The sequence below is a fragment of the Microvirgula sp. AG722 genome (assembly GCF_003269145.1).
GTDB lineage: Bacteria > Pseudomonadota > Gammaproteobacteria > Burkholderiales > Aquaspirillaceae > Microvirgula > Microvirgula aerodenitrificans.
This window is the reverse complement of the sequence record NZ_QLTJ01000002.1, coordinates 118284-143897: the sequence shown is the minus strand read 5'-3', so window position 1 is coordinate 143897 and position 25614 is coordinate 118284. Positions and strand designations below refer to the sequence as shown.

The 25614-nt window shown below is 66.5% G+C and carries 24 protein-coding genes; 17 read left to right on the top strand and 7 right to left on the bottom strand.

The genetic code is table 11. The features are described 5' to 3' along the window. Nucleotides 1–13: 13 nt before the first annotated feature. Nucleotides 14–1579: a PAS domain-containing methyl-accepting chemotaxis protein gene (locus tag DFO50_RS04295; RefSeq protein WP_107889460.1), complete on the bottom strand. Its 1566-nt coding sequence runs from the start codon at nt 1577–1579 to the stop codon at nt 14–16. Between the two features lie 242 nt (nt 1580–1821). Between DFO50_RS04295 and DFO50_RS19770 the strand changes: the two genes are divergently transcribed. The 7 genes from DFO50_RS19770 (at nt 1822) to kdpE (ending at nt 10033) form a co-directional block, all read left to right on the top strand. After that, nucleotides 1822–1947, top strand: a complete 126-nt coding sequence (locus DFO50_RS19770; protein ID WP_255420178.1) for a hypothetical protein — start codon at nt 1822–1824, stop codon at nt 1945–1947. Next, nucleotides 1944–2036, top strand: coding sequence for a K(+)-transporting ATPase subunit F (gene kdpF / locus DFO50_RS19085; RefSeq protein WP_084299741.1), 93 nt, complete (start codon nt 1944–1946; stop codon nt 2034–2036). Before DFO50_RS19770 ends, kdpF begins: the two co-directional genes overlap by 4 nt. Next, entirely contained in the window at nt 2033–3811 is a 1779-nt protein-coding gene (kdpA, locus tag DFO50_RS04285; RefSeq protein WP_107889461.1) for a potassium-transporting ATPase subunit KdpA, read from the top strand. The genes kdpF and kdpA overlap by 4 nt, the downstream gene beginning before the upstream one ends. A 58-nt stretch (nt 3812–3869) precedes the next feature. Beyond that, nucleotides 3870–5933, top strand: a complete 2064-nt coding sequence (gene kdpB / locus DFO50_RS04280) for a potassium-transporting ATPase subunit KdpB (protein ID WP_036384713.1) — start codon at nt 3870–3872, stop codon at nt 5931–5933. Nucleotides 5934–5953: 20 nt separating this feature from the next. Further along, nucleotides 5954–6595 (top strand): potassium-transporting ATPase subunit KdpC, encoded by a 642-nt coding sequence (gene kdpC / locus DFO50_RS04275; protein ID WP_112692116.1) that lies wholly within the window; start codon nt 5954–5956, stop codon nt 6593–6595. A 76-nt stretch (nt 6596–6671) separates the two neighbouring features. Beyond that, on the top strand, nt 6672–9347 hold the full coding sequence (locus tag DFO50_RS04270; RefSeq protein ID WP_112692115.1) for a sensor histidine kinase KdpD: 2676 nt from the start codon (nt 6672–6674) through the stop codon (nt 9345–9347). Further along, on the top strand, nt 9344–10033 hold the full coding sequence (gene kdpE, locus DFO50_RS04265) for a two-component system response regulator KdpE (RefSeq protein WP_112692114.1): 690 nt from the start codon (nt 9344–9346) through the stop codon (nt 10031–10033). Before DFO50_RS04270 ends, kdpE begins: the two co-directional genes overlap by 4 nt. A 224-nt stretch (nt 10034–10257) precedes the next feature. Here the strand turns inward: kdpE and DFO50_RS04260 are convergent, their stop codons facing one another. Further along, entirely contained in the window at nt 10258–11130 is an 873-nt protein-coding gene (locus tag DFO50_RS04260; protein ID WP_107889463.1) for a D-alanyl-D-alanine carboxypeptidase family protein, read from the bottom strand. 225 nt (nt 11131–11355) lie between these two features. On the opposite strand from DFO50_RS04260, the gene uvrB reads away from it, so the two are divergent. Both uvrB and DFO50_RS04250 read left to right on the top strand, forming a co-directional pair. Then, complete coding sequence (gene uvrB, locus DFO50_RS04255; protein WP_028497801.1) at nt 11356–13359, top strand: excinuclease ABC subunit UvrB; 2004 nt, start codon at nt 11356–11358, stop codon at nt 13357–13359. Further along, a complete protein-coding gene (locus DFO50_RS04250; protein WP_199489741.1) occupies nt 13343–13861 on the top strand; it encodes a GNAT family N-acetyltransferase in 519 nt (172 codons plus the stop codon). Before uvrB ends, DFO50_RS04250 begins: the two co-directional genes overlap by 17 nt. 23 nt (nt 13862–13884) lie before the next feature. Here DFO50_RS04250 and DFO50_RS04245 read toward each other — a convergent pair whose 3' ends face one another. After that, nucleotides 13885–15261 carry an FAD-binding oxidoreductase gene (locus DFO50_RS04245; RefSeq protein WP_107889464.1) on the bottom strand — a complete coding sequence of 459 codons (1377 nt, stop codon included), beginning with the start codon at nt 15259–15261 and terminating at the stop codon, nt 13885–13887. A 135-nt stretch (nt 15262–15396) separates the two neighbouring features. Between DFO50_RS04245 and dnaX the strand changes: the two genes are divergently transcribed. The 4 genes from dnaX to recR are packed head-to-tail and all read left to right on the top strand — an operon-like array spanning nt 15397 to nt 18858. Further along, the gene (gene dnaX, locus DFO50_RS04240) at nt 15397–17484 is read left to right on the top strand and encodes a DNA polymerase III subunit gamma/tau (RefSeq protein ID WP_112692113.1); all 2088 of its coding nucleotides are present in this window, start codon (nt 15397–15399) and stop codon (nt 17482–17484) included. 3 nt (nt 17485–17487) lie between these two features. Beyond that, nucleotides 17488–17814: a YbaB/EbfC family nucleoid-associated protein gene (locus DFO50_RS04235; RefSeq protein WP_028497805.1), complete on the top strand. Its 327-nt coding sequence runs from the start codon at nt 17488–17490 to the stop codon at nt 17812–17814. 27 nt (nt 17815–17841) lie between these two features. Beyond that, complete coding sequence (locus DFO50_RS04230; protein ID WP_112692112.1) at nt 17842–18243, top strand: GFA family protein; 402 nt, start codon at nt 17842–17844, stop codon at nt 18241–18243. Nucleotides 18244–18255: 12 nt separating this feature from the next. Beyond that, nucleotides 18256–18858: a recombination mediator RecR gene (gene recR / locus DFO50_RS04225; protein ID WP_028497807.1), complete on the top strand. Its 603-nt coding sequence runs from the start codon at nt 18256–18258 to the stop codon at nt 18856–18858. Here recR and DFO50_RS04220 read toward each other — a convergent pair. Beyond that, nucleotides 18855–20270, bottom strand: a complete 1416-nt coding sequence (locus DFO50_RS04220) for a basic amino acid/polyamine antiporter (RefSeq protein ID WP_036384720.1) — start codon at nt 20268–20270, stop codon at nt 18855–18857. The genes recR and DFO50_RS04220 overlap by 4 nt on opposite strands. A 209-nt stretch (nt 20271–20479) precedes the next feature. Continuing rightward, nucleotides 20480–21244 carry a dimethylargininase gene (gene ddaH / locus DFO50_RS04215; RefSeq protein WP_028497809.1) on the bottom strand — a complete coding sequence of 255 codons (765 nt, stop codon included), beginning with the start codon at nt 21242–21244 and terminating at the stop codon, nt 20480–20482. 229 nt (nt 21245–21473) lie between these two features. Between ddaH and DFO50_RS04210 the strand changes: the two genes are divergently transcribed. From DFO50_RS04210 to DFO50_RS04200, 4 genes are all read left to right on the top strand, one after another. Beyond that, a complete protein-coding gene (locus DFO50_RS04210; RefSeq protein WP_112692111.1) occupies nt 21474–22844 on the top strand; it encodes a sigma-54-dependent Fis family transcriptional regulator in 1371 nt (456 codons plus the stop codon). Nucleotides 22845–22911: 67 nt separating this feature from the next. Next, nucleotides 22912–23490: a hypothetical protein gene (locus DFO50_RS04205; protein WP_146745014.1), complete on the top strand. Its 579-nt coding sequence runs from the start codon at nt 22912–22914 to the stop codon at nt 23488–23490. Between the two features lie 47 nt (nt 23491–23537). After that, a complete protein-coding gene (locus DFO50_RS19460) occupies nt 23538–23729 on the top strand; it encodes a hypothetical protein (RefSeq protein ID WP_233495185.1) in 192 nt (63 codons plus the stop codon). Nucleotides 23730–23919: 190 nt separating this feature from the next. Further along, on the top strand, nt 23920–24708 hold the full coding sequence (locus DFO50_RS04200; RefSeq protein WP_233495194.1) for an autotransporter domain-containing protein: 789 nt from the start codon (nt 23920–23922) through the stop codon (nt 24706–24708). 77 nt (nt 24709–24785) lie between these two features. On the opposite strand, the gene DFO50_RS04195 is transcribed toward DFO50_RS04200, so the two are convergent. Both DFO50_RS04195 and DFO50_RS04190 read right to left on the bottom strand, forming a co-directional pair. Further along, nucleotides 24786–25136 carry a tRNA-binding protein gene (locus DFO50_RS04195; RefSeq protein WP_028497813.1) on the bottom strand — a complete coding sequence of 117 codons (351 nt, stop codon included), beginning with the start codon at nt 25134–25136 and terminating at the stop codon, nt 24786–24788. A 38-nt stretch (nt 25137–25174) separates the two neighbouring features. Then, nucleotides 25175–25441, bottom strand: a complete 267-nt coding sequence (locus tag DFO50_RS04190) for a hypothetical protein (protein ID WP_028497814.1) — start codon at nt 25439–25441, stop codon at nt 25175–25177. Nucleotides 25442–25614 lie beyond the last annotated feature (173 nt).

Below are 25614 nucleotides of genomic sequence, written 5' to 3'. Positions count from 1 at the left end.
CCCGCGGGCCGGACTAGCGGTTGAAGCGTGACACCAGCGCCTGCTGGTCCAGCGCGGTCTGGGTCAGGCTTTCGCTCAGGCGCGCGGTCCGGTGCACTTCGTCATTGGTGGCGTCGGTCAGCCGGGCGATGGTGCCGACATTGAGGTTGATCTCCTCGGCCGAGCGACTTTGCGCATCGGCGGCACTGGCAATCTGCAGGGTCATCTGGTTGATGCGGGAGACGGCGTCGCTGATGCCGGCCAGTGCCTGCTCGGCCTGACCGACCTGCACCACCGAGGCGCTGGCCTGGGTACAGGCCGTATCCATGGTGGCGACCGCTTCATTGACCGTGCCCTGCAGGCGGGCGATCAGCCCGTGAATCTGCTGGGTCGACTGGGCGGTACGCTGGGCCAGCGTCCGCACTTCATCGGCCACCACGGCGAAGCCGCGGCCCTGGTCCCCGGCGCGTGCGGCCTCGATCGCCGCATTCAGTGCCAGCAGATTGGTCTGTTCGGCAATGCCCTCGATCACATCGACCACCCCGCCGATCTCTTCGCTGTCGCGGGCCAGGCGCCCCATCGACTCGCCGGCCTTGCCGACCACCTGCGACAGACGCTGGATCGCGTCATGGGTTTCGGTGGTCATGTCGCGGCCCTGACGGGTCAGCTGATTGGCTTCGTGGGTGGCGTTGGCCGTGCTCTGCACGCCGTCGGCGACGCTCTGCACCGAACTGGCCATCTGGCCGACGGCGACCGCAATCCGCTCGGTTTCCTCCTGCTGGCGCTTCAGGCTGTCGGAACTGCCGTGCGTCAGGCGATCGGCTTCCTGCGCCTGGCTGGCCAGCTGCACCGCACTGTCCTCCAGCCGCGTCATGCAGGTGCGCAGCCGCGCTTCCTGGCTGAGCATGGACATTTCCAGCTGGGCGACCACGCCGCTGCGGTCGGTGTACAGCGCGGCCAGCAGCGGATCGGACAGGGCCTGTCCCGGCAGTTCCAGCAAGCGCGCCAGTTCACGACGCTGGAAGCGCAGCCCGGCCAGACCGACCGGTACCGCCAGTGCCACGGCGGCGCCCAGACCGGCGGCGGGGCCGAACAGCGCGCCCGCCACGCCACCCAGTACGGCCACGACGCCGTACGGCAGCCAGTCGATCACCTGCGGCAGCACGCGGCTGATGCGGGACGTGGCCGACTTGCCGGCATTGATGCGGGCATACAGCTTTTCCGCCCGGGCGATCTGCTCACGGGTCGGCTTGACCCGTACCGATTCGTAGCCCGACACCTGGTCGCCGTCATAGACCGGCGTCACATAGGCGTTGACCCAGTAGTGATCGCCATTCTTGCAGCGGTTCTTGACGATGCCCATCCACGGCTGCCCCTGCTTCAGCGCGGCCCACATGTGACCGAATACGGCAGCCGGCACGTCGGGGTGGCGGATCAGATTGTGCGGCGCACGGATCAGCTCGTCACGGCTGAACCCGCACTGATGGACGAACGCATCGTTGCAATACGTGATGCGGCCTTTCAGGTCGGTACTGGAGATCAGTCGCTGTTCGCCTGGAAAACTGCGTTCTTGCTGGGTGACGGGCTGGTTGTTGCGCATTCGGGAAGGCTTTTTCTTATAAGGGGCGAAATCATTATAGCGGCACGGTTGACCTATTTATGTCAAAGAGCTGACTTTGCAGGCATGTTCCTGGCATGTTTCATTGCAAATGGCTGTTTTCAATGCTGTTTTCCCCGTTTTCTTTCGTCGGGCTCCGCGGCCCGGCACGCCTTTTTTTACATTCCGTTTACAGGGATGGCCGGGCTCTCGACGCCGGATTTATACGCCGGCGCCTAGCATCCATGACGAAATCCCCCACTGATCTGGAGACCGGAATGGATGTCGTCTATCTGGCGCTTTGTGCGCTGTTTGCCCTGGCTGTAGCCGGTCTGCTGTCCGGCTGCCGCAAACTGGAGACCCGGCGATGAGTATGCTTTACTGGATGGCCGGCGCCGTGGCGCTGGGCCTGGCGGTTTACCTGGTCTGGGCGTTGATCAACGCCGAGGAGGTCGCATGAACCATGCTGCCATCCTGCAGGTCGGGCTGTTCCTGGCCGTGCTGCTGGTTCTGGCGTGGCCGCTGTCGAATTACTGCGCGGCCCTGTTCGACGGCCGGCTGGCCGCGCGCTGGCGCTGGCTGGATGCCGTCGAGCGTGGCGTCTGCCGGCTGGCCGGCGCCGATGCGGACCAGGACATGCACTGGAGCCGCTACGCCAGTGCACTGCTGGTGTTCAACGTGATCGGCCTCATCGCCGTCTATCTGCTGCAGCGCGTGCAGGGCGGACTGCCGTTCAATCCGCAGGACTTTGCGGCCGTCGCCCCTGATTCGGCATTCAATACTGCCGTTTCGTTCGTGACCAATACCAACTGGCAGGGTTACGGCGGCGAATCGACGATGAGCTACCTGACGCAGATGCTGGCGCTGGCGGTGCAGAACTTCCTGTCCGCCGCGACCGGCATTGTGGTTGCCGTGGTGCTGATGCGTGCCTTTGCCCGTCGTTCGGCCAGCGGCCTCGGCAATATCTGGATCGACCTGTCGCGGGCGACCCTGGGCCTGCTGCTGCCGCTGTCGTTCCTGTATGCCCTGTTCCTGGTCGGCCAGGGCGTGATCCAGAACGTCGACAGCTACCGGCTGGCGCAACTGACCGAAACGGTCAGCTACAGCGTGCCGGTCGTCGATGCCGACGGCAAGCCGCAGACCGATGCGGCCGGCCTGCCGGCCATGAAGACCGAGCAGGCGACCACCCAGTTGCTGGCGATGGGACCGGTGGCTTCGCAGGAAGCGATCAAGCTGCTCGGCACCAATGGTGGCGGCTTCTTCAACGCCAACTCGGCACACCCGTACGAAAACCCGACCCCGCTGTCCAACTTCAGCCAGATGCTGGCCATCCTGCTGATCCCGGCCGCACTGTGCCTGGTGTTCGGCCGGATGATCGGCGACCGGCGCCAGGGTGTCGCCATTCTTGCTGCCATGACGGTGCTGTTCGTGCTGATGGCGGCGGCGGCGTTTATGGCCGAGGGCCAGCTGAACCCGCAGCTTGCCGGGCTCGATCCGGGCCTCGGCAATATGGAAGGCAAGGAAATGCGCTTCGGCGTGGTCGGCACCATGCTGTTCGCCGTGGTGACCACGGCGGCCTCGTGCGGTGCGGTCAACGCCATGCACGATGCGCTGATGCCGCTAGGCGGTCTGGTGCCGATGCTGGAAATGCAGCTGGGCGAGGTGATCTACGGCGGGGTCGGTTCCGGCTTCTACGGCATGCTGGTGTTCGCGCTGGTCGCCGTGTTCGTGTCCGGGCTGATGATCGGCCGCACGCCGGAATACCTGGGCAAGAAGATCGAAGCCTTCGAGATGAAGATGCTGGCGCTGGCCATCCTCATCCCGCCGACGCTGGTGCTGGGCGGCAGTGCCATCGCCGTGGTGGTCGAGGCTGGCCGCGCCGGCATGCTGAATACCGGGGCGCACGGCTTCTCCGAGGTGCTGTACGCGTTCACGTCCGCCGCCAACAACAACGGTTCGGCCTTTGCCGGTCTGTCGGCCAATACCCCGTTCTACAACGTGATGCTGGGCATGGCGATGTGGTTCGGCCGCTTCGGCGTGATCATCCCGGTGCTGGCCATTGCCGGTCATCTGGCCGCCAAGCCGAAGCTGGCGACCACCGCCGGCAGCCTGCCCACGCATGGTCCGCTGTTCGTCACCCTGCTGGTCGGCACGGTGTTGCTGGTCGGCGCGCTGACCTTCATTCCGTCGCTGGCGCTGGGGCCGATCGTCGACCACCTGCAACTGTTCCGCTGAGCCTGGCGCATCCCGCAGAAATCATTTGTGCCCGCTCCGGCGGGCCATGGAAACGATCATGAATACAACTCGTACCTTGCCGCTGCTTGACCCGGCGCTGCTGCGACCGGCGCTGAAAGACGCGTTCAGGAAGCTGTCGCCGTGGGCGCAGTGGAAAAATCCGGTGATGTTCGTCGTCTGGGCCGGCAGCGTGCTGACCTCGCTGCTCGGCTTTGCGGCGCTGGCCGGCGTGGCCGACGCCCCGGCCGGCTTTACCCTGGCGATCGCCGCCTGGCTGTGGTTCACCGTGCTGTTCGCCAACCTGGCCGAGGCGCTGGCCGAAGGCCGGGGCCGGGCCCAGGCTGCCGCGCTGCGCGGCGCCCGCAAGAATGTCAGCGCCAAGCGGCTGGCCTCTGCCGACCGTCTCTCGACCGTCAGCGTGATCGACGCCTTCTCGCTGCAGTGCGGCGACATCGTGCTGATCGAGGCCGGCGACATTGTGCCGCTGGACGGTGAGGTGATCGATGGCGTGGCGTCGGTCGACGAATCCGCCATTACCGGCGAGTCTGCACCGGTGATCCGCGAATCCGGCGGTGACTTCACCGCTGTCACTGGCGGGACCCGCGTGCTGTCCGACTGGCTGGTGGTGCGCATCACGGTCAAGCCCGGCGAGGCCTTCCTCGACCGCATGATCGCCATGGTCGAAGGCGCGCGTCGGCAGAAAACCCCGAACGAGATCGCACTGACCATCCTGCTGACCGCACTGACGCTGGTGTTCCTGCTGGCCTGCACCACACTGCTGCCGTTCTCGATCTACAGCGCCGATGCAGCCGGCAGTGGCAGTCCGGTCGGCATCGCCGTGCTGGTGGCGCTGCTGGTGTGCCTGATTCCGACCACCATCGGCGGCCTGCTGTCCGCCATCGGTGTCGCCGGCATGAGCCGGATGATGCAGGCCAATGTCATCGCCACTTCCGGCCGTGCGGTCGAGGCAGCCGGTGACGTCGACGTGCTGCTGCTGGACAAGACCGGCACCATCACCCTCGGCAACCGCCAGGCCAGCGCCTTCCTGCCGGCGCAGGGCGTGGACGAGCGCGAACTGGCCGATGCGGCACAACTGGCATCGCTGTCGGACGAGACGCCGGAAGGCCGCTCGATTGTCGTGCTGGCCAAGACCCGCTTCGACCTGCGCGGTCGCGCACTGGGCGATGCCCACTTCCTGCCGTTTACCGCCCAGACGCGGATGAGCGGGGTCGACATCGGCTCGCGCCATATCCGCAAGGGGGCTGCTGACGCGGTGCGCCGCCATGTGGCTGACGGTGGCGGTCAGTGGCCGGCGGCGCTGGACGGCACCATCGACGACGTTGCCCGCCGTGGCGCCACGCCGCTGGTGGTGGTCGACGGGCTGCGCGTGCTGGGGGTGGTCGAGCTCAAGGATATCGTCAAGGGCGGCATCAAGGAGCGCTTTGCCGAACTGCGCGCCATGGGCATCAAGACGGTGATGATTACCGGTGACAACCGGCTGACCGCTGCTGCCATCGCTGCCGAAGCCGGCGTCGACGACTTCCTGGCCGAAGCCCGCCCGGAAGACAAGCTGGCGCTGATCCGCCGCTACCAGTCCGAAGGCAAGCTGGTGGCCATGACCGGCGACGGTACCAACGACGCGCCGGCGCTGGCCCAGGCCGACGTCGCGGTGGCGATGAACACCGGTACCCAGGCGGCGAAAGAGGCCGGCAACATGGTCGACCTCGACTCGAACCCGACCAAGCTGATCGAGATTGTCGAGATCGGCAAGCAGATGCTGATGACGCGCGGTGCGCTGACGACCTTCAGTCTGGCCAACGACGTCGCCAAGTACTTTGCCATCATCCCGGCCGCCTTCGCCGTCACCTACCCGCAACTGGGCCGGCTGGACATCATGGGCCTGACCAGCCCGAGCTCGGCCATCCTGTCGGCGGTGATCTTCAACGCCATCGTGATCGTGTTCCTGATTCCGCTGGCACTGAAGGGGGTGCGCTATCGCGCACTGGGCGCGGCGCGGCTGCTGCGTCGCAACCTGCTGATCTACGGCCTCGGCGGCATCCTCGTGCCGTTTGCCGGCATCAAACTGATCGACCTGGCGCTGAATGCGCTGGGTTGGGCCTGATCCCCGACCGGAGACATTCCATGTACCAATCGCTTGCAAACCCGTCGCACCCGGCGCACGCCGCCGCTCGCGGCAAGGACTCGATCTGGCGCGGCGTGCTGCGCCCGGCGCTGACCGTATTTGTCGTGCTGTCGGCCATCGTTGGCCTGCTGTACCCGCTGGCCGTGACCGGCGTGGCCCGGCTGCTGTTCCCGGATCAGGCTGCCGGCAGCCTGATCGTCCGCGATGGCAAGGTGGTCGGCTCGCGGCTGATCGGCCAGTCGTTCACCGGTGAGCGCTACTTCTGGGGCCGCCCGTCGGCCACCGGGCCGCAAGCCTATAATGCGGCGTCGTCCGGCGCGGCCAACCTGGGGCCGAACAGCCCGGTGCTGGCCGAGCAGGTCGCGACCCGCGTTGCCGCGCTGCGCGCCGCGCATCCGGACCAGCGCGGTCCGGTGCCGGCCGACCTGGCCACCAGCTCGGCCTCCGGTCTGGACCCGCATATCTCGCCGGAAGCGGCGCTGTATCAGGCGGGTCGCATCGCCCGGGCGCGCCAGTTGCCCGAAAGCGAGGTCAGGGCGCTGATCGTGCATGCGACCGAGGGCCCGCAACTGGGGCTGTTCGGTGAATCGCGCGTCAATGTGCTGGCGCTGAACCTGGCGCTGGATGACCTGAAGCGCTGAGCGTTACCCCGATCCGCCGCCACCCGTCCCGCCCTGCGCGGGACGGGTCGACTCACATTCACAGACTGCCGTGCCGATGAACGATACCCGTCCCGATCCCGACCGACTGCTGGAAAGCCTGTCACGCGACAGCGAACGCGCCGCCCGTGGCAAGCTGAAAATCTTCTTCGGCGCCTGCGCCGGCGTCGGCAAGACCTACGCGATGCTGTCCGCCGCGCGCGAACAGCTGCAGGCCGGCGCCAACGTTCTGATCGGCGTGGCCGAGACCCATGGCCGGGTCGAGACCGCCGCGCTGCTCGACGGGTTGCCGATCCTGCCGCCGCGCGCAGTCGAGTACCGCGGACGGACACTGGCCGAGTTCGACCTCGATGCGGCGCTGGCGGCAAAGCCGGCGCTGATCATCGTCGACGAACTCGCCCACAGCAACGTCGCCGGCAGCCGGCACCCGAAGCGCTGGCAGGATATCGAAGCGCTGCTGGCCGCCGGCATCGACGTCTATACCGCGCTCAATGTCCAGCATCTGGAAAGCCTGAACGACGTTGTCGGCCGCATCACCGGTATCCGCGTGGCGGAAACCGTGCCGGACCGGGTGTTCGATGCCGCCGAGGACGTCATTCTGTGCGATCTGCCGCCGGACGAACTGCTGAACCGGCTCAAGGCCGGCAAGGTCTATCTGGCCGGCCAGGCCGAACGCGCGGCCGGGCACTTTTTCCGCAAGGGCAATCTGCTGGCGCTGCGTGAACTGGCGCTGCGGCGGACGGCGGCGCGGGTCGACGCCGAAATGCGTGCCTGGCGCGCCGACCGCGATATCCGGCCGGTGTGGCCAGCGGTGCCGAGACTGCTGGCCTGTGTCGGACCGGATGGCGGCGAGCAGGTGGTGCGGGCGACGGCGCGGCTGGCCGAATCGCTGCGCGCCGACTGGCTGGCGGTCTATGTGGAAACGCCGCAACTGGCGCGCGCCAGCGCCGAGGTGCGCGGCCGTGCGCTGTCGGCGCTGCAACTGGCGGCCGAACTCGGCGCCGAAACCGTATCGCTGGCCGGCGACGACATCGCGGCCGCGCTGCAGGAATGTGCCAGCCGGCACAATGCCGGCACCGTAGTGCTGGGCGCCGGCAGCCGGCGCCGGGGCTGGGCCGGCCTGCGCCCCCGACTGGCCGAATCGCTGGCCCGGCTGGCGCCGGGGCTGGAACTGCACCAGATCGCGCTCGATGTGCCGCGGGCGCCGATCCGCTCGCGCCAGCCGCGCCGCACCGACTGGCGCGGCTATGCGTGGACGGTTGCCATCGGCGTACTGACCACCGCGCTGACTGCCTTGCTGCTGACGGTGTTCGACCTTGCCAACGTGGTGATGGTCTATCTGGTGGCGGTGGTCGGCATCGCCTATCGCTGGGGCCGTGGCCCCGGCGCGCTGGCCGCCTTGCTGGCCGTTGGCGGACTGGATTTCTTCTTTGTGCCGCCGCGTTTTTCGTTCACGGTGGCCGACGGCCAGTATCTGTTCACCTTTGTGCTGATGCTGGCGGTGGCGCTGGGGATCGGCCAGCTGGCGGCGCGGTTGCGCTTTGCCGCCGATGTGGCCCGGGCGCGCGAACGGCGCGCCTATGCTCTGGCGGCGCTGGCGCGCGAGTTGTCGGCGGCGCTGACGCTGGACCAGGTGGTCGAGTGTCTGCCCCGGCATCTGGACAGTGCGCTGGGCGCAGTCAGCGTGCTGCTGCTGCCGGACAGCCACGAACGGGTACGGGCGGCGACCAGCGACGGGCAGGGCGGTGACTGGGTGCCGGACAGCGCGGTCGCGCAGTGGGTCTACGACAGCGGCCAGGCGGCCGGCGCCGGTACCCGGACGCTGTCGGCCGCCACGGCGCGCTACCTGCCGCTGAAAGCGCCGATGCGCATTCGCGGCGTGCTCGGCCTGCGCCCGGCCGATCTGGCGCGGCTGGACGAGCCGGAAACGGTGCAGTGGCTGGAAGCGTCGGCAGCGCAGATCGCACTGGCCATCGAACGGATCCACTATGTGGAAGTGGCGCAGGACGTGCTGGTGAAAATGGAATCCGAGCGTTTGCGCCATGCATTGCTGGCCAGCGTGTCGCACGATCTGCGTACCCCGCTGACGGCGCTGGTCGGGCTGGCGGAAACCGCGGCCAATCCGGCCCAGCCGGCGGCGACGCGCGACGGGCTGGCCAGTGCCGTGCATCACGAGGCGAAACGGCTGGCGGCGCTGGTCGACAATCTGCTGGCGCTGGCGCGGCTGCAGGCCGGCGGTGTCCGCCTGAACCGCGAATGGCAGGCCGTGGAAGAGGTGGTCGGCAGCGCCCTGCGTGCCAGTGCGGCCAGCCTCGGCGGCCACCGGGTCGAAACCCGGCTGCCGGCCGAACTGCCGCTGGTGCAGTTCGATGCGGTCATGATCGAACGCGTACTGTGCAACCTGCTCGACAATGCCGCCAAGTACACGCCGGCCGGCAGCCGGGTCCGGCTGTTCGCCCGGGTCGACGGTCACTATCTGGTGGTTGGCGTCGAGGACGACGGTCCCGGGTTGCCGGACGGTGACCCCGAGCGGCTGTTCGATACCTTTGCCCGTGGCGAGCGCGAATCGGCCACGCCGGGCGCCGGCCTCGGGCTGGCGCTGGCGCGCAGCATCATCGACGCGCATGGCGGTAAGATGCAGGCCGAATCCCTGACGGGGGGCGGCGCGCGGCTGAGCTTTACGCTGCCGCTGACCACACCGCCTGACATTGACGCAGCCGAGTCCGACGCATGAATACCGAACCCCGCATCCTGATCATCGAGGACGATCCGCCCATCCGCCGCTTTCTGCGTGCGGCACTGGAGGCCGAGCACTTTGTCGTGTTCGAGGCCGACGGTGGCCAGCGTGGCCTGATCGAGGCCGGGACCCGGCAGCCGGACCTGGTGGTGCTCGACCTCGGCCTGCCCGATCTGGACGGCATCGAGGTGCTGACCGACCTGCGCGGCTGGTCGGCGGTGCCGGTCATCGTGCTGTCGGCGCGCGAACGGGAAGAGGACAAGGTTGCCGCGCTGGATGCCGGTGCGGACGACTATCTGGTCAAGCCGTTCGGCGTGCCCGAGCTGCTGGCGCGGGTGAGGGCGCAACTGCGGCGCGGCACGCGTCTGGCCGATGACGGCGACAGCATCTGCCGCTTCGGCGATATCAGTGTCGACCTCGCCGCGCGCGCGGTCAGCCGCAACGGCGAGCCGGTCCGGCTGACGCAGATCGAATACCGGCTGCTGGCAACGCTGATCAAGGCCCACGGCAGGGTGCTGACCCATCGCCAGTTGCTGCTCGATACCTGGGGCCCCGGCTACGCCGACCGGCCGCACTATCTGCGCATCTACATGGGCCATCTGCGGCAGAAGCTGGAGGCCGATCCGGCCCAGCCGCGCCACCTGCTGACCGAGACAGGGGTCGGCTACCGGCTGTTGCTGTGAGGGACGTGAGCCCCCAGCCCGGATGAAATGGGGATTCTGGTGCCGGTGCCGTTACCACCGCGCACAGGCAGCAGAAACCATGGACGAGCGAAGCGGGATTCGCTTGCCGCAGCGAGACAGGGCGAGCACCGGAATCGAACAGGGGGCTGCCGTGTCTGGCGCCCCCTGGTGTTTGCCGGGCATGGAATGGCGCCACGGTGTTCCGGGCGCCGATGGGGGGAGCCTCAACCGGCCAGCCACGTCCCCGGATGGCCTTCGAGCCAGGTGCGGATGGCGCGCGCGTCGTTGGTGCGTGCGGCCGAACCGCCGGCGTCGAGGAATACCATGATCAGCGGCGTGGTGCCGACCATGGCGTGCATGACCAGGCAACGGCCCGCTTCCTGGATGTAGCCGGTCTTGGACAGCCCGATCTGCCATTCGCCCTCGCGCACCAGCGCATTGCTGTTCTTGTAGTGCGTGAGGCGGGTTTTCACGTAGACGTCATGTTCCTGCGTGGTGGTGAACTGGCGGATCAGCGGATAGCGGTAGGCCGCCGCCACCATCTTGGCCAGGTCCTGCGCGGTGGACACATTGCCGCTGTTCAGCCCGGTCGGGTCGTAGAAGCGGGTATGGGTCATGCCGAGCTGGCGCGCCTTCTGGTTCATGCGGGACACGAAGATGCCGGTGCCGCCGGGCAGGGCCGAGCGGGCCAGCACGTGGGCGGCGCGGTTCTCGCTGGACATCAGCGCCAGCAGCAGCATTTCGCGGCGGGTCAGCGTGGTGCCGACCGGCAGGCGGGACGTGGTGCGCTTGAGCCGGTCGACCTCGTCGTCGCTGATGGTCAGCGCGGCGTCCAGATCCGGATTGCTGTCCAGGGCGACCATGGCGGTCATCAGTTTGGTGATCGAGGCGATGGACGACAATTTGTCGGCATTCTTGCTGAATACCGGAACGCCGGTCTGTGCATTGATGATCAGCACGGCGTTGGAGTGCAGCACGGGAGCCGACTCCAGGCTGTCCAGCGACGCGACGCGCAGTTGCTCGGCGGCGGCGGGCAGCATCGGACTGAGCGCCAGCACGGCGGCGGTCAATCCGGAAATGAGAAAGCGGGGCAGCATTTATTGTTTCCTCCCTCGAGAGCCTGTCGCATGCGATGCGTCCGCCGCCCGGCAGACGGCATCGTCAAAGGCCGTAAGGGTTTCCCTGGTTGGCGAAGGCTCCGATTTTAAACGCAAGCACAGGTGGTTCCGAATCGAAAAATTGTAAATTCCGGGTCGGGCTCGCCGCGAGGGGCGGCATACGCCTACAATTTCCTTCTTATTCTTTGATTCATAGGCGATCACATGGCCGATGTCGTCACCTTTCCGGGCTCCCCGTACCAGTTGCACCAGCCGTTTCCGCCGGCCGGCGACCAGCCGGCCGCGATTGAAAAGCTGATCGACGGGCTGGACGACGGGCTGGCCTACCAGACGCTGCTTGGCGTAACCGGTTCGGGCAAGACCTACACCATGGCCAACGTCATCGCCCGCACCGGCAGGCCGGCCATTGTCATGGCGCCGAACAAGACGCTGGCCGCGCAGCTGTATGCCGAAATGCGCGAGTTCTTTCCCGAGAATGCCATCGAGTATTTCGTCAGTTACTACGACTATTACCAGCCGGAAGCGTATGTGCCGAGCCGCGACCTTTTCATCGAAAAGGATTCGCAGATCAACGAGCATATCGAACAGATGCGGCTGTCGGCGACCAAGGCGCTGCTGGAGCGGCCGGACTGTATCATCGTGGCGACAGTCAGCGCGATCTACGGTATCGGCGACCCGTCCGACTACCACAAGATGATCCTGCATCTGAAGGAAGGCGACCGCTGCCCGCAGCGCGACATCATCGCCCGCCTCGCCGTGATGCAGTACGACCGCAACGAGGTCGATTTCACCCGCGGCACCTTCCGCGTGCGCGGCGACATCATCGACGTGTTCCCGGCCGAAAGTGCCGAGCTGGCGCTGCGTATCGGCCTGTTCGACGACGAGGTCGAGACGCTGCAGCTGTTCGACCCGCTGACCGGGCGCATCCACAGCCGGGTCGGCCGCTTTACCGTGTTCCCGTCCAGCCACTACGTGACACCGCGCGAGACCGTGCTGCGCGCGTGCGAAACCATCAAGGAAGAGCTGACCGAGCGGCGCAGCCGCTTCGAGCGCGAGGGCAAGCTGGTCGAGGCGCAGCGCATCGAGCAGCGCACCCGCTTCGACCTGGAAATGCTGTACGAGATGGGCTTCTGCAAGGGCATCGAGAACTACTCGCGCCACTTCTCCGGCAAGCTGCCGGGCGAGGCGCCGCCGACGCTGATCGACTATCTGCCGGAAAACGCGCTGATGATCATCGACGAAAGCCACGTGACCGTGCCGCAGGTCGGCGGCATGTATCGCGGCGACCGGGCGCGCAAGGAAAACCTGGTCGACTACGGCTTCCGCCTGCCTTCCGCGCTCGACAACCGGCCGCTGAAGTTCGAGGAATTCGAGCAACTGATGCCGCAGACCATCTTCGTCTCGGCCACGCCGGGTCCGTACGAGGCCGACCACGCCGGACAGGTGGTCGAACAGGTGGTGCGGCCGACCGGGCTGGTCGACCCGCTGATCAGCGTGCGGCCGGTGGCGACCCAGGTTGACGACCTGATGAGCGAAATCACCCTGCGCGTGGCCAAGGGCGAGCGGGTGCTGGTGACCACGCTGACCAAGCGCATGTCGGAACAACTGGCCGATTACTACACCGAACACGGGATCAAGGTGCGCTACCTGCACTCGGACATCGACACCGTGGAGCGGGTGGAGATCATCCGCGACCTGCGTCTCGGCGTGTTCGACGTGCTGGTCGGCATCAACCTGCTGCGCGAGGGGCTGGATATCCCGGAAGTCAGCCTGGTCGCCATCCTTGATGCCGACAAGGAAGGTTTCCTGCGCAGCGAGCGGTCGCTGATCCAGACCATCGGCCGCGCGGCGCGCAACCTGCACGGCCTCGCCATTCTGTATGCGGACCGGATCACGCCGTCGATGGAGCGCGCGATCGGCGAGACCGACCGTCGCCGCACCAAACAGACGGCGTTCAACCTGGCCAACGGCATCGTGCCGCGCGGGGTGCAGAAGCGCATCAAGGACATTATCGACGGCGTTTATCACAATGACCCGAAGGCGAAGGCCGCGCCGAAGCTGCATGACGAAAAGCAGCTGGCCAAGCTGATCAAGACCACCGAGAAAGACATGATGGCAGCGGCCCGCGACCTGCGGTTCGAGGAAGCGGCCCGTCTGCGCGATACCCTGCGTTCACTGAAGGAGCAGTTGTTTGTCGACGAAGAATGATGAGCGGGCAGGCGATGCCTGCCGCATCCGCCAGGTCGAGGCGCGGGATCTCGACCGTTGCTACCGGATCGAGACCGAATCCTATGAGGGTGACGAAGCCGCCACCCGCGACAAGATCCGCATCCGCATCGAGACCTTTCCGCAGGCCTTCCTGGTGGCCGAGATGGACGGCGAGGTCGCCGGCTTCATCAACGCCGGCGCGGCCGACGTGGTGGAAATGGAGGACGAGGCGTTCAAGGAACTGGTCGGCCACGACCCGGACGGCGCCCATCTGGTGATCCTGTCCGTGGTCGTTCATCCGGACTGGCAGGGCAGGGGGCTGGCCGGCGCCCTGATGCGCGCCTTTGTCGAACGCGCACGGCAGTGGCGCAAGATCTCGATCCAGCTGATGTGCCGCGAGCGGCACGTGCCGCTGTACGAAAAACTCGGCTATGCGTATGTGCGACCGTCGCCGTCGCTGCATGGCGGTATGGCGTGGCACGAGATGCAATTGCTGCTGTAGCGATCCCGTGCCGGCGCCCGGTGCTAGTCCAGCGTGACGATTTTGCCCGGGTTCATCAGGTTCAGCGGGTCGAAGGCGCGCTTCAGCGCGCGCATCATGTCCAGCGCGTCCTCGCCATGCTCGGCACGCATGAAGTCCATCTTGTGCAGGCCGACGCCGTGCTCGCCGGTGCAGGTGCCGTCCATGTCCAGCGCACGGCGCACGATGCGGGCATTCACGGCTTCGGCGCGTTCGCGCGATTGCGGGTCGGCGGGGTCGACCAGCAACAGCACGTGGAAATTGCCGTCGCCGACATGGCCGAGCACGGTGGCCAGGATGCCGGACGCGTCGATATCGGCACAGGTGGCAGTCACGCATTCGGCCAGCCGGGAAATCGGTACGCAGACATCGGTAGTCACGCAGGTCGAGCCCGGCTGCAGCTGCAGCGAGGCAAAATAGGCCTTGTGCCGCGCCGCCCACAGCCGGCTGCGGTCTTCCTGGCGGCTGGCCCACTCGAAATCGGTGCCGCCAAACTCGTGTGCGATGGCCTGCACGGTCTCCGCCTGCTCGGCCACACCGGCCTCGCTGCCGTGGAACTCGAACAGCAGCGTCGGCGCCTCGCGCAGCGACAGCTTCGAGTAGGCGTTGACCGCACGGACGGCCTGGATATCCATGAACTCGACCCGTGCGACCGGAATCCCGTACTGGATGGTGCGGATCACGGTATTCACGGCGTCGGCGACGCTGTCGAAGGTGGCGACCGCCGCCGATACCGCCATCGGCTGCGGATGCAGGCGCACGGTGATTTCCGTCATGACGCCCAGCGTGCCTTCCGAGCCGACGAAGGCCCGGGTCAGGTCATAGCCGGCCGACGATTTGCGCGCCCGCGTCCCGGTATGGATGACCTTGCCGGCGGCGGTGACCACGGTCAGCGCCAGCACGTTCTCGCGCATGGTGCCGTAGCGAACGGCATTGGTGCCGGACGCGCGGGTGGCGCTCATGCCGCCCAGGCTGGCGTTGGCGCCGGGGTCGATCGGAAAGAACAGCCCGCTGTGGCGCAGCGCGTCGTTCAGCGCCTCGCGGGTCACGCCGGCCTCGACCGTGGCGGTCAGGTCGTCGGCGTCGATGGCGATGATGCGGGTCATGCGCGACAGGTCGAGGCTGAGCCCGCCCCGGATGGCGAGCAGATGGCCCTCGATCGACGAGCCGGCGCCATACGGGATGACCGGCACGCGGTGGCGGGCGCAAACCTGCACGATGCGGGCGACCTCGTCGGTACTGTCGGCGAAGGCGACCGCGTCGGGCGGCATGGCCGGGTAGGGGGATTCGTCGCGGCCATGCTGGTCGCAGACGCTGCGGGTGGTGGACAGGCGGTCGCCAAGCAGCGACGACAGCTCGGCCAGTGCGGCGGCAGGAATCATTGCAGTTTCTTCTCCCGGGATCCGTTCCGGATCGGTTGCAGTCGGTTTTTATGCAAAAAAGACTACGCCCCCCTCCGGCTTTTTGCAGCATCCCTTTATGAGTTGTCCGGCAACCTAAGATAGAATCCGCTACCTATGAGCTATCAAGTCCTTGCCCGCAAGTGGCGTCCGAAACGCTTTGCCGATCTGGTCGGCCAGGAGCACGTCGTGCGTGCGCTTGGCAATGCGCTGGCCGGCGAACGCCTGCACCACGCCTATCTGCTGACCGGCACACGCGGGGTCGGCAAGACCACCATCGCCCGCATTCTGGCCAAGAGCCTGAACTGCGAACGCGGCGTTGGCGCCGAGCCGTGCGGCGAATGCGCGGCCTGTCGCCAGATCGACGCCGGCCGCTTCGTCGACCTGCTCGAAATCGACGCGGCCAGCAATACCGGCATCGACAACATCCGCGAAGTCATCGAGAACGCCCAGTACACGCCGACTGCCGGCCGCTACAAGGTGTACATCATCGACGAAGTGCACATGCTGTCGAAGTCGGCGTTCAACGCCATGCTGAAGACGCTGGAAGAACCGCCGGCGCACGTCAAATTCATTCTGGCCACCACCGACCCGCAAAAGGTGCCGGTGACGGTGCTGTCGCGCTGCCTGCAGTTCAGCCTGCGCAACATGACACCGCCGCAGGTGTCCGGCCACCTGGCCCATGTGCTCGAAACCGAGCAGGTGCCGTACGAGCCCGGCGCGCTGACGCTGCTCGGCCGGGCGGCCAATGGCTCGATGCGCGACGCGCTGTCGCTGCTCGACCAGGCGATCGCCTATGGCCTTGGCGAAGTGCAGGAAGCCGGCGTGCGCGCCATGCTCGGGGCCGTTGACCGCCGCTACCTGTTCGCGCTGATCGCGGCGCTGGCCGATGCCGATGGCGCGGCCCTGCTGGCCGAAGCCAGCGAACTGGCGCAGCGCGGCGTCGGTTTCGATGCCGCGCTGGAAGAACTCGCCTGCCTGTTCTACCAGATCTCGCTGGCGCAGACCGTACCGCAGGCACTGGCCGAGGACGACCCCGACCACGAGGCGCTGCTGGCACTGGCGCAGACCCTGGCGGCGGAAGACGTCCAGCTGTATTACCAGATTGCCACCCAGGGCCGTCGCGACCTGCCGCTGGCACCGGACGAGCAGCTCGGCTTCAACATGACGCTGCTGCGCATGCTGGCCTTCCACCCGGCGCATGCGCCGGTGGCCGAAGCCGCTGCCCCGGCCAGTCCGGCACCCGCCGCTGCCGCGCGTCCTGCCGTCGAACGGCCGTCCTCCCCGCCGCCTGCGGGCGGCACCGGTCCGGCTGCGGCGCGTGCCGCACTGGAAAAATTCCTCAAGCGCGGACCGGCGACCCCGCCACCCGCGCCGGCGACCCGGGTCGCGCCGCGCCCGGCTGCGCCAACGCCACCACCCGACGACACGCCACCGCCTGAACCCGAGCCGGTACCGGCGCCCGAGCTTGTGGCGGAACCGCCGCCTGTACCGGAAGCGGCTGTCGTGCCGCCCTGGGACGACGCACCGGTCGCCGATGCCGTAGCCGATCAGCCGACGCCGGTCGTCGAGGCGCCGTCGCCGGTCGAGCCGGCCGCAGTGGCCGACGACGGTGCGCAGCCCGACGGGCTGACCGCGGCCGAGGCCGAAGCGCACGACGACATGTTTGGCGAACCGCCCGCCGCCGTTGCCGCGGAACCTGCTCCGGAACCGGAAGCGGCGGTACTGCCGCCTGCCGCCGACGCTGGCGTGCCGGCCGTAGCGCCGGTTATCGCGCCGGTTATCGCGCCGGTCGGCGCCGATTCGCCGCTGTCGTTCGACGGCGACTGGATTGCGCTGGTCGACCAGTTGAAGGAAGGACTGGGCGCGAAGGCGCGCATGCTGGCGCAGAACGCCGAGTGCGCCGGGCTGGACGGTACCCGCTTTGCCTTGCGCGTGCCGTCTGCCCACCGCTTCGTGTCCGGACACGATTACCAGCAGCAACTGGCCAGCGCGCTGGCCGATCACTTCGGCCAGCCGGTGCAGATCGATGTCGAGATCGGCGAAGTGGCTGGCGAAACCCATCTGATGCAGCGTGCACGGGTGCAGGGCGAAAAACTTGCCGCCGCGCGCGCCGCCATCGATAGCGACCCGAAAGTGGCCGAGCTGATGCGGGAATTCAACGCCACGCTCGTGCCCGAATCCATTCAACCGATTGAGGAGTAAGCCATGTTCGGCAAGAACGGTATTGCAGGCCTGATGAAGCAGGCGCAGCAAATGCAGGAAAACATGAAGAAGGCCCAGGACGAGCTGGCCACCATCGAGGTGGAAGGCCAGTCCGGCGCCGGCATGGTCAAGATCACCATGACCTGCAACCACGACGTCAAGCGCGTGCAGATCGACGACAGCGTGATGGACGACAAGGAAATGCTGGAAGACCTGGTCGCGGCCGCCGTCAATGACGCGAACCGTCGCATTGACACCACCACCCAGGAAAAAATGGGCGGTTTCTCGCAAGGCCTGAATCTGCCGGCAGGGATGAAGCTGCCGTTCTGAGTGATCCGGCTGCCCGGAGGGCGCGCGATGGATGACTGTCTTCAGGGCCGCTGCCTGTGCGGCGCGGTTCGCTACCAGTGTCACGGCCAGCCGCTGAAGGCAGGCTATTGCTACTGTCGCACCTGCCAGCGGGCGACCGGGGCGCCGGTGTATTTCGGCGTCTCGTTCCCGCGCGAGGCGGTGAGCGTGGACGGGCAGACTGCCCGTTACCGCTCATCGGCACGTGCGTGGCGGCATTTCTGTCCGACCTGCGGTTCGAGCCTGTTCTTCGAGCCGCTCGACGGCGACTATTTCGAAGTCAGCGTTGCCACGCTGGACCATCCGGAAGCCATTGCGGCGCAGGTCCATGTGTGGACCGCCAGCGCCATTCCCGGTTTCCATATCGACGATACCCTGCCGCGCAGCCTGCACGGCGAGCTCGACGACTGACCCCCCGACTGCATGAAAAATCCTCCCTCGCTCGATTCGCTGATCACCGCGCTGCGTGTCCTGCCCGGTGTCGGCCCGAAGTCGGCGCAGCGCATGGCCTATCACCTGATGCAGCGCGACACCGCCGGCGCCGACCGGCTTGCCCGCGCCATCGACCATGCGCGCAGCCACCTGAAGCACTGCGCCCGCTGCAATACCTTCAGCGAAAGCGAGCTGTGCGGAGTCTGTGCCGATCCGCAGCGGCGCCAGGACCTGCTGTGCATCGTCGAGATGCCGGCTGATGAAATGATGATTGAACAGACCCGCAGCTACGACGGCCTGTACTTCGTGCTGATGGGACGGGTATCGCCGCTGGACGGCCTGACCGCGCGCGACCTGCCGCTGGAACAGCTGGCGCGGCGGGCGCTGGACGGCACGGTATCGGAAGTGGTGCTGGCGACCAATTTCACCGCCGAGGGCGAGGCGACAGCGCATGTGCTGCACACCTTGCTGAAGGATCGCGGGCTGACGCTGACGCGCATTGCCCGTGGCCTGCCGGTCGGCGGCGAGCTCGAATACGTCGATCCCGGCACGCTCGCACAGGCACTGTACGAGCGGCGCGGGATCAAGGATTAAAGCGCCAGCTTGCCGCTGAGCATGGCGACGACCGCCGTCACCGCCAGCACCAGTACCACACCGGCTGCCAGTTGCTCGCCCCGGTTGGCGAACACCGGTTCGCCGCGTTCGCGCCGCGCCCACAGGAAGAACAGCAGCCCCGGTGCATACAGGATCATCGACAGCAGCAGGAACTTCAGCCCGGCGGCATAGATCAGCCATACCCCGTAAGCCGAGCCCAGCGCGGTCAGACCGATACGGGCGGTGGACGGCTGCGGCGCGTGCATGGCCTGTTGCAGCGAGAAGCCCGCACACAGCAGATACGGGATCAGCGCCATCGACGTGGCCAGCTGGATCAGTGCGTTGTAGCCGGACGCATTCAGATAGGCGATCAGCAGCAGACCGGAAACCAGTACATTGGTCAGCCACAGTGCCGGTGCCGGCGTACCGCGGGCGTTGACGCGACCGAACAGCGACGGCGCGGTATTGCGTTCGCCCCGGCTGGCCAGGTACAGCATTTCCGCCGCCAGCATGGTCCAGGCCAGCAGGGCACCTGCCACCGAGACGATCAGGCCGATATTGATCAGCGCCGCGCCCCACGGTCCGACGGCCGCTGCCAGCACCTGCGCCATCGACGGATTCTTCATCGCCGCCAGTTCATGCTGCGGCACGATGCCCAGCGACAGCACCGACACGCAGACCAGCAACAGCATGGTGATGATGAAACCGAGGAAGGTTGCCCGGCTGACGTCGACCATATTGCGCGCCCGGGACGCATAGACCGTGGCGCTCTCGATGCCGAGGAACACCCACACCGTATACAGCATGGTGTTCTTCACCTGGTCGGTCACGCTGCCCAGTGCCGCGCTGCCCCAGAAATCGATGCGGAACACATCGACGCGGAACATCAGGGCGGCACAGACAATGAACAGGCCGATCGGCACGATCTTGGCCACCGTGACCACGAAGTTGGTCAGCGCCGCGCTCTGCACACCGCGCAGTACGAAGGAGTGGACCAGCCACAGCACGGCCAGTTCGCACAGCAGGGCCGGCAGTGTGGTGCCGTCGCCGAAGAAGCTCAGCGCGGCGAACGAGCCGAGTGCGCTGAACATGACCACCAGATAGCCGGTACTGCCGATCCAGGCTGAAATCCAGTAGCCCCAGGCGGCATTGAAGCCCAGATAGCGGCCGAAGCCCTCGCGCGCATAGCCGTAGACCCCGTCGTCGATATCCGGACGCGATGTCGACAGCCACTGGAAGATCCGCGTCAGCGTCAGCATGCCGACGAAGGTGATGGCCCAGGCAATCAGGATGGCGCCAGCGCCAGCCCCTTCAGCCATGTTCTGCGGCAGGCTGAATATGCCGCTGCCGATAATGCCGCCCACCACCAGCGCCGTCAGCGCGGGCAGGCCGAGTCGTGTTGCGTTTGTCATTGTGCGCTCCACCGAAAAGGCCCGGGATTGCCCGGGCCGGTTTGCTCACCCGCCTGCATCATGCAGGATGGATGAGCGAAGCGGGGTCTGCCCGCCACTGCAGGGGCGGGCGGGGCCGGAAGGCAGCGGAGAAACTGCCCGCCAGCCCCGCACCCCGTCGGACAGGCACCGTTGCCCCCCGGCTGCCGGTGCCCGCCGGACCTGCCGGTTCAGAAGCGCAGCGACATGCAGCTCACCCCGCCGTCCACCTTGCGGTATTCGGACGTGTCGACTTCGATCACCTGGTAGCCGAGTTTGGCGATCTTGTCGCGGGTGACCGGGTAGCCGGAAGGCATGATCACGCGTTCGTTGACCCAGATGCAGTTGGCTGCATACGACTCTTCTTCCGGAATCTCGATGATGTTGAACGACTGGAATTCCGGCTTGGTGATGAACTCGCCGCAGGCCAGCAGATTGTTGTGCTCCAGATAGGCGAGGCCGGTCTTCAGGTGCAGCACTTTTTCCAGTTTCACCACCGAACCGGTCATGCCGTGGCGTTCGAGGATGGCGATCATCTGCCGGGCGCCTTCGGCATTGGTCCGTGCCGACTGGCCGATATAGAAGTGGCTGCCGACCATCATGATGTCGCCGGCCTCGACCGTGCCCGGTGCCGTGATGCGCTCGACCTTGCCCGGATAGAAGCGTTCGATGGTCTCGACGATGATCTCGGTTTCCTCACGCCGGGTTTCGGCGCCCGGGCGGGTGATGATGGCGCAATGCGGTGTGCACAGTACCGGGTCTTCGACAAAGACCGAGTCCGGAAAGCGTTCATCCGCCGGCAGCAGCGTGATGTCCACCTCGCAGGTTTGCAGCGCCCGGATATAGGCATTGTGCTGTTCGAGCGCCTTTTCATAGATCGGCTTGCCCAGATGGCTGGAGCTCAGTCCGTCGACCAGCGCGCGGCAGGGAGTGCGGGCAATGATGTGCTTGAACATGGTGGAGTCCTTTCCGTTTGGTAATCGGGAGTGTCTGCCTGTTACTTAGCAAGGTGCGTGCCTGGTTTTCTGGAATTTCAGACGCTGAAAAATGGAAAATGCGGTGTTTTTCGCTGTTTTTTGCCATATTCAGGCTGGCCGAAGCAGGTAAAATGGGATCGTTTGTCGAAAAACGGACGCATGTCCATATTTCGACGATCCTGCGACTCAGACAGAACAAGGGATTGTGATGACAACCGACGACCACGCGACATTCCGTGTTGCCGAATCGCTGCAATGGCTGGTTGACTGCGTCCGGACCGGTCTGGACGGGCTCGATCAGCCGGTCACCATCGTCGATACCCAGGGCCGCTTCGTTTACTACAACCATGCCAGTGCCCTGCTGGACGGCACCGACCCGCAGCAGATGATCGGTTGCCATGTGCTGGAGATCACGCCGTGGCTGGATGCCGATGACAGCACGCTGCTGCGCTGCCTGCGCGAGCGGGTGCCGCTGGTCGATGCCTATCAGGCCTACCACGGCGCCGGCGGGCAACCGGTCCATTACCTGCACCGTGCCTTCCCGCTGCTGGATCGCGACGGTGAGCTGATCGGCGCGATGGAAGTCGGCCGTACGGTATCGGAAATGCCGAGTGACGGCGCGGCGCGGCATACCCCGCCACCGGACATCCTGACCCGTGACCCGGCCATGCAGCGGCAACTGGCGGCGCTGGACATCTTCGCCGTGACCGACCTGCCGTTGCTGATCCATGGCGAGACCGGAACCGGCAAGGAACTGTTTGCGCGGCGCGCGCATGCGATGAGCCGCCGCAGCGCGCGGCCGATGATCAGCCTGAACTGCGCCGCCATTCCGGAAACCCTGCTGGAAAGCACGCTGTTCGGCACCACGCGTGGCGCGTTTACCGGTGCGGAAAACCGCAAGGGCATGTTCGCCCTGGCTGATGGCGGCACCCTGTTCCTGGACGAAATCAACTCGATGCCGCAGTCGCTGCAGAGCAAGCTGTTGCGCGTGCTGCAGGACGGCAGTTATCTGCCGCTGGGCAGCCAGCTGGCCCAGCATGCCAATGTGCGGCTGATTGCAGCGCTGAACCAGCGCCCGCGCGAGGCGATCGCCGATGGCCGCCTGCGCGAGGACCTGTACTACCGGCTCAATGTCGGCTGCCTGCATATTCCGCCGCTGCGCGAGCGCCGTGACGACATCGCGCTGCTGGCACACGCCTTCGTCCGCCGCGATGCGGCCGAACTGAACCCGAACGTGACCGCGCTGGGCGATGCGGCGCTGGCGCAGCTGCAGCGGCTGCCATGGCCCGGCAATGTCCGTGAGCTGGAAAACGCCATCCGCCGCAGCCTGCTGCTGCATGGCGGGCAGGGGGCAGTGCTGGAGCGGATCTCGCTGCCGGACGACGGCGAGTCGCCGGCACTGCCGCCGGTCCTGCCGGTCGACGGCGACCTGCACCACCGGCTGGAGGAGGCCGAACGACAGTGGATCGCCCAGGCGCTGGCGACGCATGGCGGCAATGCGGCCCGGGCGGCAGCGGCGCTGGGACTGCCGCGCACTACCCTGATCGGGCGCATGCAGCGGCTGGGGCTGCAGGCCTGACGGAGAGGGTTTTATCCTGCGGCCAGATCCGGCGCTGCGATGACAAAAAGGTAATTCCGTCCCGGATTTGCTCAGAACGACCGGCGCCGGTTCGGGGGTGGAACAGCAGGACCAGCCGGCGGCGGTCCAGTTCGCCACCGATCTTGGCGTCGGCAAGACCTTGCTCAACAACGGCATCATTGATGCCTCATTGATGGTCGAGGACACCAACTACGGCATCCGGGTCACCCGGAATCTGGCCGGCACCCTGACCAATGCCGGCGCTATCCGCGCGGGGTCGGCCAATCAGACGGGGCAATGGGCCAAGGCCTACGGCATTTACATCGATGGCGATCTTTCCGGCACGCTGACCAAGAACCGGAACATGTCTGCCAGTGCGGCCAATAGCGCCGGACAAGGTCTGGCCGTTGCCGACGGCATCTACAGCGTCACGATTTCCGGCCAGCTGGTCAACAATGGCCTGATTACCGGCACGGCCACCAATAGCGGCAACAATGGCGACATCCGGGTGCGGGGCATCGAGGCCGAGACCATTTCCACGGGGGGCAGCCTGCTCAACGCCAGCGGTGGTGTCATCAACGTCTTTGCCGCCGGGGAGACCGGCGGGTTTGCCTCCCTAACGCCGGCACCATCGACCTGGGGCTGAAAGACACCGGCTATGTCGTCGGCAACTTTACCCAGACCGGGACCGGCGTGCTGCGCATTGCCGCCCAGAGCAGCCTGACCGGCGGTTACAGCCAGCTGGCCGTGGACGGTGTCGTCAGCCTCGCCGGCAGCGCCGATGTCGACGTCAAGACCGCCAACACCCTCGCCGTCGGCCAGAAGCTCGTCGGCGTGGTCATGGCCGGGGGCGGCCCTCAGTGGCAACTTCAGCAAAGTCACTGACAACAGCGCCCTGTTCGACTTCAGGAGCCTGGCCATCAACAGCGGGGAAGGCGGCCGCATCGACCTCGAGATCGTCAAGAGCCAGAGCACCAGCGCCAGTCAGGCCGCCATCAGCAATGGCAACAGCCCGGCCCTGGGGGCTGCCCGGGTCTTTGACCGCCTGATTGCTGGCGGCAATGCCGGCGGTGACATGGGAACCGTGATCACCGCACTGGGCCAGCTCGGCAGCGAGCGTGAAGTATCGAACGCCGTCAGCCAGACCCTGCCGCTGCTGACCGCCGGCGCATCCCAGGCGACCAGCGGCGCGCTGCACGGCACCAACCGCGTGGTGCAGGCGCGTCAGGAAGGCCAGCACGGCCGCTCGTCCGGTGACGAGTTCTTTACCGACCGCCGGGTCTGGGCCAGGCCGTTCGGCAGCTGGGCCGATCAGGCCGACAGCAACGGTGCCAGCGGCTACACGGCCAGGACCTACTGCATGGTGGTCGGGGCCGACACCGGGCTGAACGAATCCAGCCGTCTTGGCGTGGCGGTGGCCCATACCCTGGCGCTGGGCGAGCGCACCTCGTTCACCCCGTCGCTGCGCGCCGACTACGCGGTGATCCGCGACCAGGGCTACCGCGAAACCGGCGCCGATGCGCTGAACCTGAACGTGGACAGCAACCGGGCCGAGGAACTGATCGTCGGCGTGGACGGCAAGCTGTCGCAGATACTGAACGAGCGCACGACGCTGGTGGCGAACATCGGCGCCGGTTACGATTTCCTCGGCAAGCAGTCGAGCATTGTCGCCGCCTTTGCCGGCACGCCGTCGGCCGCGTTCACGACCAAGGGCATCGAGCCGAGCAAGTGGCTGGGTCGCGGCGGGCTGGGGCTGGTGAACAGGGTCAACGACACGCTGGAACTGTCTGCACGCTACGACATCGAGTTCCGCGAGGGCTTCACCAACCAGACCGCTTCGGTCAAGGCGCGCTGGATGTTCTGAGTCCGGCTTCCCGCTTCGTCAGCAACAGAAAAGCCACGGGCGAAAACCCGTGGCTTTTTGTCGGGTGCGAGGCTGCGCTAGCCTGCGCGCGAGCCGTTCGGCAGGGGGTGTTCGGGCTGGGCCAGCGCCGGTTTGGCGACGCCATCGGCAAAGCCGATGTCGAACACCATGCCTTCCGACACCACGCCGGACAGTTTGCGCGGTGCGAGATTGACCACGAACAGCGCCTGCTTGCCGACAATCTCCTGCGGATCGCGTTCCTGCTTCATGCCGGACAGGATGGTGCGCTGGAAATCGCCGAAGTCGACGGTCAGTTGCACCAGCTTGTCGCTGCGCGGCACATCGTCGACGGCAAGAATCTGGCCGAGACGGATATCGAGTTTGTCCAGATCGTCCAGGGTGACGACCGGTTTGACGGGAGCGCTCATGAGGTGTCCTTGCATGGGCGTGCTCGCCGGGACACGCGTCAGCGCTTGCGTTCCCGGATGACCACGCCGATTTCATAACGTTCGCCATCCGTGTGCCGGTAGCAGTGCCGGACCTCGGTCTCGGCGACGAATGGCGTGGCGCGGTAGGCGCCGATATCGGCTGGCAGCATGGTGACCTCCAGCCGCTCCGCATGCTGGGGCACGAAGTCAGCCAGAAAGACCATGCCCTCGACCGACAGATGCGTACATTCGCCCTGGTGGGTCTTGTTGGTAATCAGCGAGCGGACTTCCAGCTGATGACGCATTTTTATCCAGCGTGCGGTCATGGGCCCCAGTCTGCCCCGCGCGGGCAATTTTTGTAAGCCCCGGGTCATCGATGGCTCGGGAAACAGTCGTGGGAAAAAGTCCGGAATCCGGGGCTGGGCCAAGCGGGGAGCAGGGTTTCTTTCCTTCTTTATCCTGCCTGGCAAGCCGTAAA

Bases quoted from the DNA above. Each gene is read 5' to 3' on its own strand.
- DFO50_RS04295 (WP_107889460.1), bottom strand. From the start codon at position 1,579: ATGCGCAACAACCAGCCCGTCACCCAGCAAGAACGCAGTTTTCCAGGC.
- DFO50_RS19770 (WP_255420178.1), top strand. From the start codon at position 1,822: ATGACGAAATCCCCCACTGATCTGGAGACCGGAATGGATGTCGTCTAT.
- kdpF (WP_084299741.1), top strand. From the start codon at position 1,944: ATGAGTATGCTTTACTGGATGGCCGGCGCCGTGGCGCTGGGCCTGGCG.
- kdpA (WP_107889461.1), top strand. From the start codon at position 2,033: ATGAACCATGCTGCCATCCTGCAGGTCGGGCTGTTCCTGGCCGTGCTG.
- kdpB (WP_036384713.1), top strand. From the start codon at position 3,870: ATGAATACAACTCGTACCTTGCCGCTGCTTGACCCGGCGCTGCTGCGA.
- kdpC (WP_112692116.1), top strand. From the start codon at position 5,954: ATGTACCAATCGCTTGCAAACCCGTCGCACCCGGCGCACGCCGCCGCT.
- DFO50_RS04270 (WP_112692115.1), top strand. From the start codon at position 6,672: ATGAACGATACCCGTCCCGATCCCGACCGACTGCTGGAAAGCCTGTCA.
- kdpE (WP_112692114.1), top strand. From the start codon at position 9,344: ATGAATACCGAACCCCGCATCCTGATCATCGAGGACGATCCGCCCATC.
- DFO50_RS04260 (WP_107889463.1), bottom strand. From the start codon at position 11,130: ATGCTGCCCCGCTTTCTCATTTCCGGATTGACCGCCGCCGTGCTGGCG.
- uvrB (WP_028497801.1), top strand. From the start codon at position 11,356: ATGGCCGATGTCGTCACCTTTCCGGGCTCCCCGTACCAGTTGCACCAG.
- DFO50_RS04245 (WP_107889464.1), bottom strand. From the start codon at position 15,261: ATGATTCCTGCCGCCGCACTGGCCGAGCTGTCGTCGCTGCTTGGCGAC.
- dnaX (WP_112692113.1), top strand. From the start codon at position 15,397: ATGAGCTATCAAGTCCTTGCCCGCAAGTGGCGTCCGAAACGCTTTGCC.
- DFO50_RS04235 (WP_028497805.1), top strand. From the start codon at position 17,488: ATGTTCGGCAAGAACGGTATTGCAGGCCTGATGAAGCAGGCGCAGCAA.
- DFO50_RS04230 (WP_112692112.1), top strand. From the start codon at position 17,842: ATGGATGACTGTCTTCAGGGCCGCTGCCTGTGCGGCGCGGTTCGCTAC.
- recR (WP_028497807.1), top strand. From the start codon at position 18,256: ATGAAAAATCCTCCCTCGCTCGATTCGCTGATCACCGCGCTGCGTGTC.
- DFO50_RS04220 (WP_036384720.1), bottom strand. From the start codon at position 20,270: ATGACAAACGCAACACGACTCGGCCTGCCCGCGCTGACGGCGCTGGTG.
- ddaH (WP_028497809.1), bottom strand. From the start codon at position 21,244: ATGTTCAAGCACATCATTGCCCGCACTCCCTGCCGCGCGCTGGTCGAC.
- DFO50_RS04210 (WP_112692111.1), top strand. From the start codon at position 21,474: ATGACAACCGACGACCACGCGACATTCCGTGTTGCCGAATCGCTGCAA.
- DFO50_RS04200 (WP_233495194.1), top strand. From the start codon at position 23,920: ATGGGAACCGTGATCACCGCACTGGGCCAGCTCGGCAGCGAGCGTGAA.
- DFO50_RS04195 (WP_028497813.1), bottom strand. From the start codon at position 25,136: ATGAGCGCTCCCGTCAAACCGGTCGTCACCCTGGACGATCTGGACAAA.
- DFO50_RS04190 (WP_028497814.1), bottom strand. From the start codon at position 25,441: ATGCGTCATCAGCTGGAAGTCCGCTCGCTGATTACCAACAAGACCCAC.